At 59.5% G+C, this 13,876-nt stretch carries 11 protein-coding genes; 1 reads left to right on the top strand and 10 read right to left on the bottom strand.

Annotated features, from left to right (window positions below; all coding sequences use genetic code 11):
• The first annotated feature begins 424 nt into the window (after window positions 1-424).
• Window positions 425-754 carry a DUF6388 family protein gene (locus ACI77D_RS20455; protein WP_221294566.1) on the top strand — a complete coding sequence of 110 codons (330 nt, stop codon included), beginning with the start codon at window positions 425-427 and terminating at the stop codon, window positions 752-754.
• A gap of 7 nt (window positions 755-761) precedes the next feature.
• Here the strand turns inward: ACI77D_RS20455 and ACI77D_RS20450 are convergent, their stop codons facing one another.
• From ACI77D_RS20450 to tssH, 10 genes are read right to left on the bottom strand one after another with little or no spacing between them, the layout of a single operon-like run.
• The gene (locus ACI77D_RS20450) at window positions 762-1,604 is read right to left on the bottom strand and encodes a serine/threonine-protein kinase (protein WP_407017366.1); all 843 of its coding nucleotides are present in this window, start codon (window positions 1,602-1,604) and stop codon (window positions 762-764) included.
• Window positions 1,601-2,332 carry a PP2C family protein-serine/threonine phosphatase gene (locus tag ACI77D_RS20445; RefSeq protein ID WP_407017365.1) on the bottom strand — a complete coding sequence of 244 codons (732 nt, stop codon included), beginning with the start codon at window positions 2,330-2,332 and terminating at the stop codon, window positions 1,601-1,603. Before ACI77D_RS20445 ends, ACI77D_RS20450 begins: the two co-directional genes overlap by 4 nt.
• On the bottom strand, window positions 2,329-5,706 hold the full coding sequence (gene tssM / locus ACI77D_RS20440; protein WP_407017364.1) for a type VI secretion system membrane subunit TssM: 3,378 nt from the start codon (window positions 5,704-5,706) through the stop codon (window positions 2,329-2,331). The genes ACI77D_RS20445 and tssM overlap by 4 nt, the downstream gene beginning before the upstream one ends.
• A 15-nt stretch (window positions 5,707-5,721) precedes the next feature.
• A complete protein-coding gene (icmH, locus tag ACI77D_RS20435) occupies window positions 5,722-6,588 on the bottom strand; it encodes a type IVB secretion system protein IcmH/DotU (protein WP_407017363.1) in 867 nt (288 codons plus the stop codon).
• A gap of 4 nt (window positions 6,589-6,592) precedes the next feature.
• Window positions 6,593-7,921 (bottom strand): type VI secretion system baseplate subunit TssK, encoded by a 1,329-nt coding sequence (gene tssK / locus ACI77D_RS20430; RefSeq protein WP_407017362.1) that lies wholly within the window; start codon window positions 7,919-7,921, stop codon window positions 6,593-6,595.
• Between the two features lies 1 nt (window position 7,922).
• Window positions 7,923-8,405, bottom strand: a complete 483-nt coding sequence (tssJ, locus tag ACI77D_RS20425; RefSeq protein ID WP_407017361.1) for a type VI secretion system lipoprotein TssJ — start codon at window positions 8,403-8,405, stop codon at window positions 7,923-7,925.
• A 5-nt stretch (window positions 8,406-8,410) separates the two neighbouring features.
• On the bottom strand, window positions 8,411-9,586 hold the full coding sequence (gene tagH, locus ACI77D_RS20420) for a type VI secretion system-associated FHA domain protein TagH (protein ID WP_407017360.1): 1,176 nt from the start codon (window positions 9,584-9,586) through the stop codon (window positions 8,411-8,413).
• 14 nt (window positions 9,587-9,600) lie between these two features.
• Window positions 9,601-9,732, bottom strand: a complete 132-nt coding sequence (locus ACI77D_RS20415; RefSeq protein ID WP_407017359.1) for a type VI secretion protein — start codon at window positions 9,730-9,732, stop codon at window positions 9,601-9,603.
• Window positions 9,733-9,791: 59 nt separating this feature from the next.
• On the bottom strand, window positions 9,792-11,321 hold the full coding sequence (locus ACI77D_RS20410) for a sigma-54 interaction domain-containing protein (RefSeq protein WP_407017358.1): 1,530 nt from the start codon (window positions 11,319-11,321) through the stop codon (window positions 9,792-9,794).
• On the bottom strand, window positions 11,318-13,873 hold the full coding sequence (gene tssH, locus ACI77D_RS20405; protein WP_407017357.1) for a type VI secretion system ATPase TssH: 2,556 nt from the start codon (window positions 13,871-13,873) through the stop codon (window positions 11,318-11,320). The genes ACI77D_RS20410 and tssH overlap by 4 nt, the downstream gene beginning before the upstream one ends.
• Window positions 13,874-13,876 lie beyond the last annotated feature (3 nt).

Below are 13,876 nucleotides of genomic sequence, written 5' to 3'. Positions count from 1 at the left end.
CGAGAGCGAAAGGTTTTTGCCGCGCCACCCGCAATTATTCAGAATTAATTTCGGCCCTTGATGCTTGTCGCCGACGGTGAGTGAGCCCATGCTTTGAATGGTTACTCTCGAACGGACTCGAGCCCAGGCCTTGCTCCGTGTGTCTTACCCGACATCCAGGTGCCTGCCCATGCGACGAATACTGCCCCTTATGACCTGTGCGCTGCTGGGGTTTTCCTGCGCCGCCATCAACGCAAATGAAGCGAGTTTTCCCGACGCCCACGCCAGCGATCCGGCCCGTATCCAATGGAGGGTCGTCGCCCCGACGCCACCGGACCGAACCGTGCATGTTGAGGCGTGCGTTTTGAGACGATTGCCCGCGACCTGATTGCAAAACCAGCGGCATGCCCCCATCTAGTGACCTCACCTAATCAGGAGTAAGCCCTTGTCAGAACCCGGTGATAATCACCAGCGCGCCCTGGACCGTTTCTTGAACGAACACCCGCTGGTGGCCGCAGAACTGGACACCCTCAACCCCTTGGCGGCGCAAGCCAAAGGCGAAACCCTGGCGCAGTACCGCGCCGAACGCCTGCATGAAGCGTTCGAAGCCGAGGCGGAACGTCAGAACCTGTTTGCCTGGGAGCTGACCCTCAAACTGACGGCCGAATCCCATGCAGCCTTCGAAGCCCAGCGCCTCGAAGTGCACAAGGAGGTCGCGCAGATGGCGGGGTTGAGTTGGGATGAGTATTGTCGGCTGCATGATTTGGCGGGTTGACTTCAGGCTACATAAACCAGTGTCGGCGAGAACGCGTCATGACTTCGCCTAACTCCTCGACACTGATCGTTCGGCGTTCAGGGTCCACTGCCAACGCCGAGCGTAACGCCGGCCAGCACTGTGTCGGCAGTTGCCGAGGGCGGTCCGGTCGTTCAGCGGCTCGACGCTCGCCGAGACGTTTCCCATGGGCCAGTTCATACAGCACGCTCGCCACCCCATACAGGTCAGCGCTCGCCGTGAGCGCACTGCCCGCCAACAACTCCGGGGCTGCATAAGCCGGTGTCCACGCGTTAAAACGGTCACGACTCAAACTCGGCAGCCCTGCCGCAACGTGTGTCGGCGCATGCCCGAGGCCGAAGTCGAACAACCGCACGCCCTCTTCACCCACCATGATATTGACCGGCTTTACATCGCCATGCAGCACGCCCTGTCGATGGACATAAGCCACGGCATTCAGCAACTGCACAGCCATGGGCTGCAGCTCTCGCCAGGGTAAGCCGCCGGGACACTCCAGCAGCAGCCGGTCCAGGGTCATACCCTGCATCAACTCCATGGTGAAAAAGGCGATCTGGCTGCTGATATCCACCTCGAACGCAAACACCCGCACCACATGCTCATGCCGCAGGCTGCGGCTCAGTGCAAACTCGCTGTAAAGCAGCACATGAGCATCGGGGGCCTGCTTGAGACGCTCGCCAAGCACCTTGACTGCCAGACGGGCGCAGGGCTCGCCAAATTGTTCATGCAACAGGTCTCGCGCACGGTAGACCACGCCCATTCCTCCCGCGCCCAACACTCGCTCAAGGTGGTAACGCCCAGCCAGCAAAGAGGGCGTGCCAGATTCGGTGTTCATGGCCGCACCACCACAGCCGTCAGGTCATCCCGAGCGGGCCCTCGCAACACCGCCGTGAACAACCGGTCCACAACCTGTTGCGGCGTCCCTTTATCCAGAGCGCTGCCAAGCTCGACATGCGTCAATCCCTGGTACACGCCATCGCTGCACAACAAAAAGACATCGCCTGGGTGTGTGCTCAGTTCCAGCACCTCAAGTTTGAGCGGATGCCGGGCCCCTACTGCGCGTGTCAATGCCCTGGAACCAGGGTGAGCCTGGGCCTGCTCCAGGCTCAACTGCTGTTCATCCATCAATTGGCGAAGCAAGGAGTGATCTCGTGACAACTGATACAGCCGTTGGCGTCGCCACAGGTAACAACGGCTGTCCCCCGCCCACATGCACGCCGCATTTCGCCCATCAAGCAGCAATACCACCACGGTACTGCCCATGGTGTCGTCGCGGCCCTCGACAGTCAGTCTGCCTTCACCGCCCAAACGCCGACTGAGCCCTTGCAGGCATCGCCGAACGGCGTCGATACGCTGATCCAGCGTGTCCTGGGCCGGCAACGCGGCAAGACTGTCGACCACCGATTGGCTGGCCATGTGCCCGGCCCGATGGCCGCCCATACCGTCTGCCACCACCCAGCAACCTTGCTGCGGGCAATCGAGGAACGCATCCTCATTTCGTTGCCTGGCCTTGCCTCGTTCGGAGCGTGCGGCACTGCTTGCAGGAGATGTCGGCGGGCTCATAACTGCTCCGGCAAGCGGAACGTGCGCCACGAGTCCAACTGAAATGGGCTGGGCACGCGCTGGCTGACCAAGACGTAGTTGGCACGCAAACCGCCGAGATCAGACTTGAGTAGCTGCGCATCACGCCCGCTGGCAGGCTCGCTTTGCATCAATTCAAAGAAGCGGAACAACGACCAGGCCCCGCTGTTCTTCTCGATGTCCAACGGCCGCTCCGTTCCCCGCTCCAAAACCAGGCTGCTTCGACCATTGTCCGCCTCGCTCGGCCACTGGAACGCCACGGGCACGATCGGTCCATGACGGTATTCCAGCTGCTGCCCGCCAATGCTCAGGACCGCCCGACTGACCGCCTGGTCCAGGCTGTAGGGTGCCAGCGTAAACCGAACCACCAGCTCGCCGTGGTCCTCGCCGAAAAATCCCCGGCGAATGATCTGCGCTTTGGACAGTTGATCCAGTAACGATCGTGACATCGGCAGGCTTCGGCCATCCAGGCCACGCAACCGGTAGCGTCCACCCTCGACGCTGACAAAAGGCCGAAGGTAACTTTCATGGAACCTTGCCAGCACGCCCTGTGGTTTGAAAAACGCCTGGAAATCGCTCAATGCAACGTCGCTGCCGGCATGGGCATTGAACGGGTAACGCTGGCGGATTGCCTTGGCATAAAGACCATACACTTCACTCTGGTAGCGTTGGTTCACATACCTGTATGCGTCATCGAACAAATGTCGCCAACTGTCGTCGGCAAGGCCTTCGATCCAGCCTTTGAGTGGCAGCGGCAAGCGCGCGGCAATATCACGTAACTGGCCCAACGCAGGTTGTTGCCCTTCCATGCGTCGCTTCACCATCTGAAAGGCTGCCTGCTCCGGTGAACCCTCACGGTTCAGAGCCGCCAGTTGCAGATGCAACGCGTCAAGCTGGCGCAACGCCAGGGTCAACTCCGCCCCCGGGTTTTGCTGTTCATCCAGCAACTGATGCAGGGGCTCGAAGCGACGCTGCAAGGCGCGTCTGGCGCCGTCATCACCTGCCAGGGTCGGCAGTTGACCTGCCAATACATTGCCAGCCGCCGACTGCGCGATTACCGCCGCATCAACCGCCTCGCGGGTCACAGCTGCCAACGGACCTTTAGCGTCTAGCAAGCGGGTATTTTCACGAACCTGCTGTAACAGCAATACCAACGGCGACTGCGCCGATGTCAGGCTCGCCAGCTGTTCTGTATTTTCCCTGAGGCTTTCGGTATCGAGCAACCTGATGCGCCCCAAGGCATAGCTCCAGGCGTCGGCATACTCACTGAAATAGCGCTGCTCCAGTTCAATCATCAACCGACGCAAATCCATCACACTGAGGTCGGTTGCCTGCCCCAGCACCCAGTTATCCTGGACGATCGCATTGATCAGTCGAGGACCCTGCTTGTCGAAATATTGCACATACCGCTTGCTGTAGAATCCGGGAATGGGTTGCTCAGGCGCAGTAAAAACCGTACCGCCCGTTAGACGGTAGGGTTCCAGGTTCAGCGATTGCTCGCGCAACACGCGATACACCACGTCTGCCAGCGACTCCCCACGCAAAGCGTGGCGAGCCTGGGCCACCAACTCATCATTCAGTGTGGCTATGAACGGTTGCTCAAGCAGCCGGCCGAAGTGTTCATTCAAGCGGACCTGCACCGCGGCCTCACCGGCGAAGCGCTCAGACCATCGGCTGGCTACACGCTCCGCCAGCCAGCGCTTATCACGGCGCTCGGGCAGGTTGAGCATCAGGTACGCGCGCAAGTTGTCCAGCAACCGCTCGCGATCCCCAAGGTTGGACCGCACTTGCTCTTCCAGGAGAGACGCGGTTTGGACCATTAGCTGCTGCAGGGCGTCATCATAAGCACTGACTAACAGTGGGCCAGTCACTTGCCCCTGAAATAACCCCGCTCGCTCAAACACTCGCGCTTCTGTCACGGGAGGGAAAACCCGAGTCGCCGCCAGTCGCTTATCCAAAAGAGGCAACAAGACCAGCGTCTGGTCCGCACCTGTCTCCGCCGGTCTATCCGCCTTACCTAGCTGCGCCAACTGTTGCAAGCGTTGGTGGTTGACCGAATAGCTGTGCATCCAGAGCGCGCCCGCGGTGCCGATGACCAGTGATGCTGCGATCGCCAACCCCGCCTGCCGCCAGCGAATTCGGCGATATTCCTGGGTATGGAGCCCCGCAAGTTCGGCTTCGGCGAAAATCACCTGGTTGAAGAGTCCTTTGACAAAGCGTTCGCGCCGCTCGCCCGCACTGGTCAGATAGAAACCTCGCAAACCGCTGATCCGCTGATTGCGATGGGCGCAGAATGCTACCTCGACAAACAGGCATAAACGTTCGCCAATGCGTGCAACCTGCTGCGGAAAATCAAGCATACGGCCACGGCGTTCGCCGTTGCGCTCCTGGTGCAAGCGCACGATAAGTTCGCCACTCAGCCGCTGCAACAGCGTCTCGAACGCCTGACGCACCTGCGCCATTTGGACACCCGTGTTGCTGACGGCGACGAGTTCACCCAGCACGCCGTCCAGAGCACTGCCCTGCGGCGTATCAAAAAACTCGGTAAAGCCCGGTATACGGTCAGCTTGGGTCAGCACCAAATAGATCGGAATATCGACGTGAAGCGTCTGCTGAATGTCTTGCAGGCGGCTATGTACCTGGCGTGCGTGGAGCTCCAGATCATGCTCATTGCTACCCAGCAGTGTGTCCACCGATAACGCCACCACCACACCATTAAGTGGACGTACCCGGCGTCTGGACTTGAGCAGGCTCAGCAATGTAGCCCAACCCACGGCATCGACCGAGCTGTCGGGTTGGTCCAGATAGCGCCCGGCGCTCTCAATCAGTACGCCTTGATCAGCGAAGTAGACGTCACAGTAAGCAGTCCTGCCTGCCGGTATCGACTCAGTTTGATCCGGCGGTAGCTGCAACCCGTTCGCTGCCAACAAACAGGTCTTGCCACTACCCTGCTGCCCGATCAGCAAGTACCAAGGCAGCTCGTTGCGCGAGCGCGCGCTACGCCCAAGGTACCGGCGGGAAGTTTTCAAGGTTTGCAGCGCGTCCTTGAATCGGCCGCGCACGTGTTTGCGCTCATCCTCTACCAACCCCTGATGTTGAGTGCGCGTCTGGTTTTCGAGTGTTCCTAGACGGGCCGTATGGCGTGCACCCGCAATGACCATCGCCAGTCCCCACAGCAAAAACAGGCCACTTATAGTTAAAAGTCGCGCCGTAGAGCTTTGCCAGAACCGATGGTCATCCACGGCCAGCAACGGCCCGAAAAACCACACGAGGCATGCGCTGGAAAGCACCAGCAACAAACTCCATACCCAAACTATGCGCAGCGCAGTGCCCGCGCCCTTGAAGAATGCGTTCATTCAATATTCCCAGCGTTACAAGGGCGTCAGAGTCAGTTCCGGCGCCGAAGGTTGAAAGGGTTGCAGCACACGTGCCCGCTCTTGCCCCAATACCCAGGCAGCACCCGAATACATCGCCAGCAAAGCGACCACACCGAACGCCACAAACCAGGTCGCGGGGATAATGCGCAGTCGCCTACGCCGTACTTGCCCCGACCGGGGGGCAAACGTCGACAGAGCGGGGGCATCACCCCGCACATGCCTTATCTGTCGATACAAGGCATCTCGTACCCCTTCAAGCTGGACCTCTCCTCGCTCCATGACTCTGTATTTGCCTTCAAAACCCATCGACAGGCACAGGTACATGAGCTCCAACATCGCCAGGTGCTTGACCGGATCACGGGAGAGGCGCTCCAGTAGTTGGAAAAACTTTTCGCCGCCAAAGGTTTCGTTATGAAAGCGGCTCAACAAACTGATCTTCGCCCAGTCGCTGCGATTCCCCCATGCCGTAGTAACCACCGCTTCATCAATGACGCTGCACAGCACATAGCGTGCGGACACCACGTGACCGCTCTCCATGCCCTCATGCAGGGCGCGGGCTTCGAAGCGAGTGATGCCTGCGGACAGGCGATCATTGAGCGTCTGCAGGTTTTCCCGGCCAGCGCTGCGCTTCATTTGAAGCAGCTCAGACAGTGCATCCCAAGCAGCCGCTACCAGAGGGTTGAGGCCCACATTGAACTGTTGCGCGCCTTGTACAGCGGCGGCATAAATCATGCGGTCCTCCAGTTGCTCAAAACGCGGGGGCGAGAGGAAGTCCGTCATCGGCCCCTGTGCAGGACCGTAGCCGTCACGATCCAGCAAGACGGTTTTTTCATCCTGCGGGTATTCACTTTCCATGCTCATGAGTTCAATTCCTGATAGCCCAGAAGGTCAGCTCCAGCTCGGTAAATTCGCCGCCGACATGGAACGCAAAACCACCCGATTGCTCCAGCTGCACAACATCACGGGCACTGAGTTCAAGCATGAAATAGGTTTTACCGGCGTGAAACGGGATTTGGCGTGGCGCCACAGGCATCGGCTTTACCTTGATACCGGCAAGGTGCAGGTTGACCAGCTCGCGAATGCGCTCAACAGGACCAATCTTGAGATGGGCCGGCAACCGGTGGCGAAGCTCTTCAGAATCGCATTGAGCAGCGACCGCCAGGATGAATGTCGCGCTGCCCAGCAGCTTGCGATCTGCCACAGGGCAGACCATCACCCCGTACTGGCGCTGTTGCAGCGCCAGCTCCAGAGCCTGCTGCTCAAATACCATCGACAGCACAGTGCGCAGCCCCGCCATCAGCCCTCGAAAGCTTGCGCCTTGGTCGCCATGGAGGTAACGCACCTCAAGATTGGCGCGTTTGCTGTCACTGGTGAACGTCGATAGCTCACCCAGTATCGACAACATCTCCCGGTACAACACCTCTGGCCGAACTTGTGCTTGAGTCAGGTAGTGACGCAACACCGGCTCGGTTCGGTTGATCAATTGCAGCATCAGAAAATCTGCCACCTGCGCACCCGCGGTCACGCCGTTACCGCAAATACGCTCGGCAATGGCATCACCGCGGCTGGCCAGCAGACTGATCACTTCCTTGAGGCACGACGACATAAAGCCCGAGCCCTGTACATAAATGAACGTCGGGACGAAATCAGTATCCATTCTGACCCCCTCTTCGGTAGAGGCGTCCAATACCTGGGCAATTTTCAGCTTCACGCAGGTCTGATCACCTGGGCTTTCACCCAGCAACAATCGCAAATCAGGACGTGCACAACTGACCTGGCAAACAGAGCCCAGCCCGGCATTCGAGTCACCGACTTCGACTTCGCATGCGATATAGCGCGCCAATACATCGGGCTCACCCTGCGTTCGGGTTTCAACCTGGTTGCTGGTCGCCATCGGCAATGCAAGGTAAACCGATTGTTTTCCCGAGTTGGCCGGGACTTCCAGCACCAGCGGCGCCATGGCGGTAGTCAGTTCGAATAGACTGCCGTCCGGTAAAACTCCACTGGCCTGGTTGACCACCAGCTTGCCCAGGTTGAGGTACTGCAAGTCGACGTCCAGGGCCAGGAAACCCCAGGCGTCACGGCCAAGCAAGCGGGTTCGATTGAGCTGATGGTTGTAGTAACGGTCGTTGTGTTGCAGGTGCTGGGGGCGCAGCAACATGCCTTCCTGCCAGATGACTTTATGAACCTGCATATCAATTCTCCACCACGCCAACGATCGGGTCGGCAACGCGAACACCCGACTGGTCAAGCACCAGATGAGTTCGCGTCACTTGCTGCGGGGCCAGCGGTACTACCCATCGCCATTGCACGTGGGGCAAGTCGCGGTACGCCGCCACGATCCCCACGTAGCGACTTTGCGGTTCGCTCCTGAGCTTGATAGACACCTGCTCGCCGGGACGTAATTCCAGTTCCTCGCTGCTCACCCAGTCTTTGGACAGCGCCTGCTCGGCACGGCCATAAAGACTGAAAAAATCCGCATGCTCGAATGCGACCGGATGCTTCAGTTCAAGCAGGTGCACCACCACCGGCGAGGGACGCCCATGAAGGTCAGGGTTAACCTGTTCGCTGGCTGTCAACGTCAGGTCCAGCTTGGTTAACGTGGAAAAGGGTGACACGCTGCTACAACCAACCAGCAGGCTCAGTACAACCAACAGGGGTAAGGCGACACGGGGCATGAACATCATCCTGGGTATCCGGCGAATAAAGCCGAGGCCAGGCGTACCTGTTCCTCATATGCCCTGGCAAAGTCGCCGTGCAATGGGTGTGCGCTCACGGCTTCTGCGTCGATCAGCCGTTGGTAGTGACGCTGGTAGGCTCGCCAATGCGCCCTGTCGCTGAAGAACCTCGGCGCCTTGTCATGGCGCTCAAAGCTGAGCAGCAGGTGGCCAGGTGCAAACGCCGCCTGTTGAGCACGCATCGCCGTACGGCACGCCACCAGCAAAGCAACCTGATGCACTTGCAATTGCCGATAGAGCTGAGCAATTGCCTCCTCGGCGCTGGATTGCCCCGGCTCGCTCATTTCCAGCAACGATGCCAAGGCTGCGTCGATGCCCGCGCTGTCTTTAAAACCGTTCGGGATCTTGATTGACGCGCCAATACCCAGGCTCCACTCGTTGCTCAGTTCATCGTGAGTACGCAGGTTCTGTTGCAGCCCACTGATAGCGTACCTCAGCAAACTCGCCACCTTGATCGCCAACGCCTCACGGCCAGAGGCATCCAACGTGACACCCAGCGCTTCCGCGAACTGCGCCCAGAACGCCTCATCGACGGGGGCCGAATGCACAGTAGGCTGAATGGGCTCTACCACGTCTTCGAGAGGGTTCGCCGGTGTCGGTATAACCAGATGATCCTGCTCCACAGAACCGCGATACATCCATGCCTCAGGAGCGTCTGTTGTGTCATGCAATGCATCCAGCTCATACGACGACGCTCCGTGCATCTGCTTACGGTCCAGCTCGCGGACAGGGTCCAGGCCCAGATAGGCATCGTCGGGTATCACCTGGCTCTCGGCGGACTGCACCTGACGGTGAGATGCCACTGGCTCATTCAATCGCGCCCTTACAGCGAATGGCCCCAATTGGAAGACATCCCCATCAACGATCAAGCGCGCCTGCCCCTTTTGCAGAGCCTCGCCGCTGCTCACCTGGCAGATACCGTTGCTGCTGATATCCGTCAGGAAATACCGCTCGTCACGGTAACCAACCAACCCGTGGTGGCTGGAAAGCAATCGACTGGGATCAGGGATAACCCAGTCGCAACCCACCCCACGGCCGACTACGCCGCCAATACCGTCGAACACCTTGCGTGTTGGCGGCTGACTGCACCCGTCGTCACACACCTCAAGCACTAATTGCATGGCAGGCTCCCTTTTCACTGACCACGACGGGTCGCTTGGGGGTCACCCAAAGGACGGTAGTCAGCATCATCAAACACGTAATTGGCGTTACAGCCGGTCAACAAACACAGCACAAGCGCCATGACTTGCCATGGACGGTCAGGCATCAGGTTTCTCCCAGGAAGATAAGGCAGGCGGCGAATCGCAGCGTCCACAGGTACGCCATTCAGCATTCCCCACGGGACGCGCTGAAAGGGATGTTCAAACGCGCAAGCCGGTAGAGCAGCGTGCGACGAGCGACCCCGAGTTCCCGAGCAGTACGTGTTCGATTACCTCGGTTCTTGTGCAGGCAATCAATCAGAAATACCCGCTCTACCCGCTCCAGACGCTGGCGTAGCGTGGCGTCGACAGTTGCATGCGCGGGCGCCGACAACAGCGACAGATGAGCAGGCAAAACCACACCGTCATCGCAGAGCAACACTGCGCGTTCCACCAGGCATTTGAGTTCACGGACGTTGCCTGGGAACGCATGACTTGTGAGCTGATCAAGCGCAGCGCTGGACCAACTGACCACGGGTTTTGTGAGCGCTGCACACACATTTTCTGCGAAGTGTCGTGCGAGCAGCAGTACATCACCCTCCCGCTCCCGCAACGCCGGCAATTGGATTGGAAACTGCGCCAATCGGTAATACAGGTCCTCGCGAAACGTACCCTGGCTCACCATTGCCTTCAGGTCGCGGTGGGTCGCGGCGATAATTCGGACATCGACTTTGTGGGCGGTATTGGCACCCAGGGGACGCACCTCGCCCTCCTGTAAAACCCTCAGCAGCTTGGCCTGCAAGGACAGTGGCATATCACCAATTTCATCCAGTAGCAGTGTGCCGCCGTGGGCTGCGTCAAACAGCCCGGCATAGTTACGTTCCGCACCGGTAAACGCGCCTTTGCGGTAGCCGAACAGCTCACTCTCCAGCAAGCCCTCGGGAAAGGCCGCGCAGTTTTGCACCACAAACGCCTGCGTACTACGTGGGCCCGCGGCGTGAATGGCGCGGGCCACAACCTCTTTGCCAGTGCCCGTTTCACCACTCAACAGAACGGTAAACGGAGCCCGCAAGACCTTGCCGATCAAGCGGCAAGTCTCATCCATTGCCGTGCAGTTGCCGATCAAGCCATATGCGTCGGTGGCGGGTGTGTTGCGCTTTGGGGCAGTCGTGACGTGCCCTGGTCGGCTACGCCGCCATATGGCTAATTGGCTGAGGGTAAAACTACCCAGTTGGCCCAACGATGCGGCGTAGCCCTGCAATTGCGCTGGATGCTGGCTGGCATACAGCACCACACCACAAACCGTCTTGCTGCGATTGAACAGGGGCAGGCATGACAGTGAGTGCCAGGGCTGCGCCGCCTCAGGCAGGAAACTGCTGTCATAGGCGCTGTTGCGCAGATCATCAATAGTCAGGGAACGACACTGGTTCAGGACATAGTGCAATAACTGTTCGTTCTGAAAGTCCACGTTTGCTGCCGGGGAGTCCAGTGATGACGCGCCCGCGCAATGCTGAGCGATCAACCCAAGCCGGCCGGTCGTCTCATCTCGCCAGTACAGTTGGCAAAGTTCGCACTGGCTCAGCTGCGCAACCGCCATGGCACAAAGTTCTGCCAGCGTCGAATCATCGCTCTCGATACCCAGGCGTGTGAACCAGTTCAGCAAGCGGTCGGCGTAGACCAGAGGATCGGGCAACTGGTTAAACAGATTGTCCATCATTGGCTGAACTCACAGACCGGTACGCCGTTGCCATCCAGCGTTGCATGGGTTACCGACAGGGATTCGCCAACGGCCATCGCACTGAGTAGACGATCCACGATTGGCGGCAGCAGGTGTGACTCGATCCATTGGTCGATGTACCGCGCGCCACTGTCATTGTGAAGGCAGCGCTCGACCATGTGTGTGACCAGCTCGGGGGTATAGCTCAACACCAGCTTGCGCTGGTGCAACCGTTGACCGAGGCGATCCAGCTTGAGCCTTGCCACATCCTGTAGCAGTTCGCCTGCAAGGGGGTAATACGGCACAACGCGCATACGGGCGAGCAAAGCCGGCTTGAAGTGGGCGCGCAACACTGGGCGAATCGCTTCTTCCAGGACCGCGGAATCAGGACGACGGCCATCGGAGCACAGAGCCGTGATGCAATCGCTTCCCAAGTTGGACGTCATCAGGATCAGCGTATTACGGAAGTCGATTTCCCGGCCTTCACCGTCATTGGCCGAGCCCTTGTCAAAGACCTGGTAAAACAGGTTCAGCACTTGCGGATCCGCCTTCTCGATTTCGTCAAGCAGCACCACTGAATAGGGGCGTTGGCGCACGGCCTCAGTCAGCACCCCGCCCTCGCCGTAACCGATGTAACCGGGCGGCGCTCCGATCAAGCGGGACAGGGAGTGTTGCTCCTGGTATTCCGACATGTTGAGTGTGGTGACAAACCGCTCGCCGCCATACAGCAAATCCGCGAGTGCCAGGGCCGTTTCGGTTTTTCCGACACCACTTGGGCCTACCAGCAAAAATACGCCCACGGGTGCTCCTGGGGCGTTGAGGCCCGCAGCAACCGCACGCAGGTTGCGATCAAGCGCCTGCACTGCCGGCGCTTGCCCCAGAATTCGCCTGCCCAAGGCATCGGCGAAACCCAGAACCCTTTCACTGTGCTCAAGGGCCAACTGTTCAACGGGAATGCCGGTCCAGCCACTGATGACCTGGGCCACCACCCGTGGGCATACCTCATGGCTTATCAGCCGCCGCTCGCTGAGTGGCTGGCGCTGTTCGGCCAGTGGCAGCTCAACGTGCTCAAGCCCCTCCCCTGCACTGCACGCATCAACCCTTGGCTGACGCGAGGAGCGTGTTCGCTCGGCCAAGGCTCGTTGTTGAGTCCAGCAATGCTCGGCTTGCTCCCGCTCAAGCTCAATGGATTCCAGGCGCTGGCTCAGCGCCTGCAAGGCCTGCCTGTCAACAGGCAAGCCTGCGCCACTATCCCGCTCGAGCGCCACGCGCTGCCGCATGCCCTCTGCCAACTCGGCGCACAAGCGTTGCAACGGTTCAGGCGCCGCCGTCAGGCTTATACGCACCTGTGCGCAAGCCGTGTCCAACACGTCCACTGCCTTGTCCGGCAACTGGCGTCCTGCCAGGTATCGAGCGCTCAGCTGCGCGGCCGCCACGACTGCATCGTCGCGTACGTAAACACCATGGCTGGCTTCATAAACCGGGACAAGCCCACGCAAAATGGAGATTGCCGCCTCCACGCTCGGCTCGGCCACCCGTACCGGCTGGAAACGCCGCGCCAATGCGGGGTCTTTTTCAATATATTTTTTGTACTCGGACCAGGTCGTGGCCGCGATCGTGCGCAACTGTCCGCGCGCCAGGGCAGGCTTGAGCAAATTGGCAGCATCGCCTCCGCCCACCTGAGCCCCTGCGCCCACCAAGGTATGTGCCTCGTCGATAAACAGGATAACGGCCTGCGGTGAGGCGTTGACCTCGTCGATAACACCTTTGAGGCGCCGTTCGAACTCACCCTTGATGCTGGCGCCTGCCTGCAGCAAGCCCATGTCCAACGTGAGTATTCGTACGCCCTTGAGTGGCGCCGGCACCTGTGAGGCAATCACTTGCAGGGCCAGCCCTTCGACGATGGCTGTTTTACCCACCCCGGCGTCTCCGACAAGGATGGGGTTGTTCTTGCGCCGACGAACGAGGATGTCGATCAATTGGCGGATTTCTGCGTCTCGACACAGAACCGGGTCGATGCGTCCTTCTCGAGCCTGACGCGTCAAATCGTGGGTAAAGCGCTCCAACAGCGATTCACCCTGTGGCGAAGGAATGGCTTCAGATCGCAGGTTCAACACAAGATCACGCACACGTTGCGCGTCCAAACGACTCAATAATTGCTGATAACCACTGCCCGCGTGCTGCAACGGATGAAGCAGGAGTGCCAGTAATAACGCCCCCTGATCCACCTCGATTTGCCCCAATTCAAGGTGGGCAACCATCAACGCTTGTTGCAACCACTGCACGAGTGTCGGCGCAAACACCGGGCTACGCGATGCGCCTTGCTCTCCCTTGAGTAGCAACATTGCCTGCAACTCGTCGGGCGCAATCTCCGCGTCCGCCAGCGCCCTCACCAGAGGACCATCGTGCTGCTGCAGCAGCGTCAGCAGAAGGTCCTCGACGAGCACCTCCTTGCCGCCGCGCGTCACGCATCGCTCGGCGGAGCGCTCCAGGTCCAGACGCGTCGCAGCCGTCAATGTCCGAATCAATTGTTGCAGGTCTACATTCATCATAAT

Source organism: Pseudomonas sp. O39, from assembly GCF_045447295.1.
Taxonomy (GTDB): Bacteria; Pseudomonadota; Gammaproteobacteria; order Pseudomonadales; family Pseudomonadaceae; genus Aquipseudomonas; species Aquipseudomonas antarctica_A.
This window is presented reverse-complemented; position numbering and strand designations above follow the sequence as displayed.

Excerpts from the sequence above, each read along its gene's own strand:
- ACI77D_RS20410 (WP_407017358.1), bottom strand. The coding sequence starts at position 11,321 with ATGATGGACAATCTGTTTAACCAGTTGCCCGATCCTCTGGTCTACGCC.
- ACI77D_RS20450 (WP_407017366.1), bottom strand. The coding sequence starts at position 1,604 with ATGAACACCGAATCTGGCACGCCCTCTTTGCTGGCTGGGCGTTACCAC.
- icmH (WP_407017363.1), bottom strand. The coding sequence starts at position 6,588 with ATGAGCATGGAAAGTGAATACCCGCAGGATGAAAAAACCGTCTTGCTG.
- ACI77D_RS20415 (WP_407017359.1), bottom strand. The coding sequence starts at position 9,732 with ATGCCTGACCGTCCATGGCAAGTCATGGCGCTTGTGCTGTGTTTGTTG.
- ACI77D_RS20445 (WP_407017365.1), bottom strand. The coding sequence starts at position 2,332 with ATGAGCCCGCCGACATCTCCTGCAAGCAGTGCCGCACGCTCCGAACGA.
- tssJ (WP_407017361.1), bottom strand. The coding sequence starts at position 8,405 with ATGCCCCGTGTCGCCTTACCCCTGTTGGTTGTACTGAGCCTGCTGGTT.
- tssH (WP_407017357.1), bottom strand. The coding sequence starts at position 13,873 with ATGATGAATGTAGACCTGCAACAATTGATTCGGACATTGACGGCTGCG.
- tssM (WP_407017364.1), bottom strand. The coding sequence starts at position 5,706 with ATGAACGCATTCTTCAAGGGCGCGGGCACTGCGCTGCGCATAGTTTGG.
- tagH (WP_407017360.1), bottom strand. The coding sequence starts at position 9,586 with ATGCAATTAGTGCTTGAGGTGTGTGACGACGGGTGCAGTCAGCCGCCA.
- tssK (WP_407017362.1), bottom strand. The coding sequence starts at position 7,921 with ATGCAGGTTCATAAAGTCATCTGGCAGGAAGGCATGTTGCTGCGCCCC.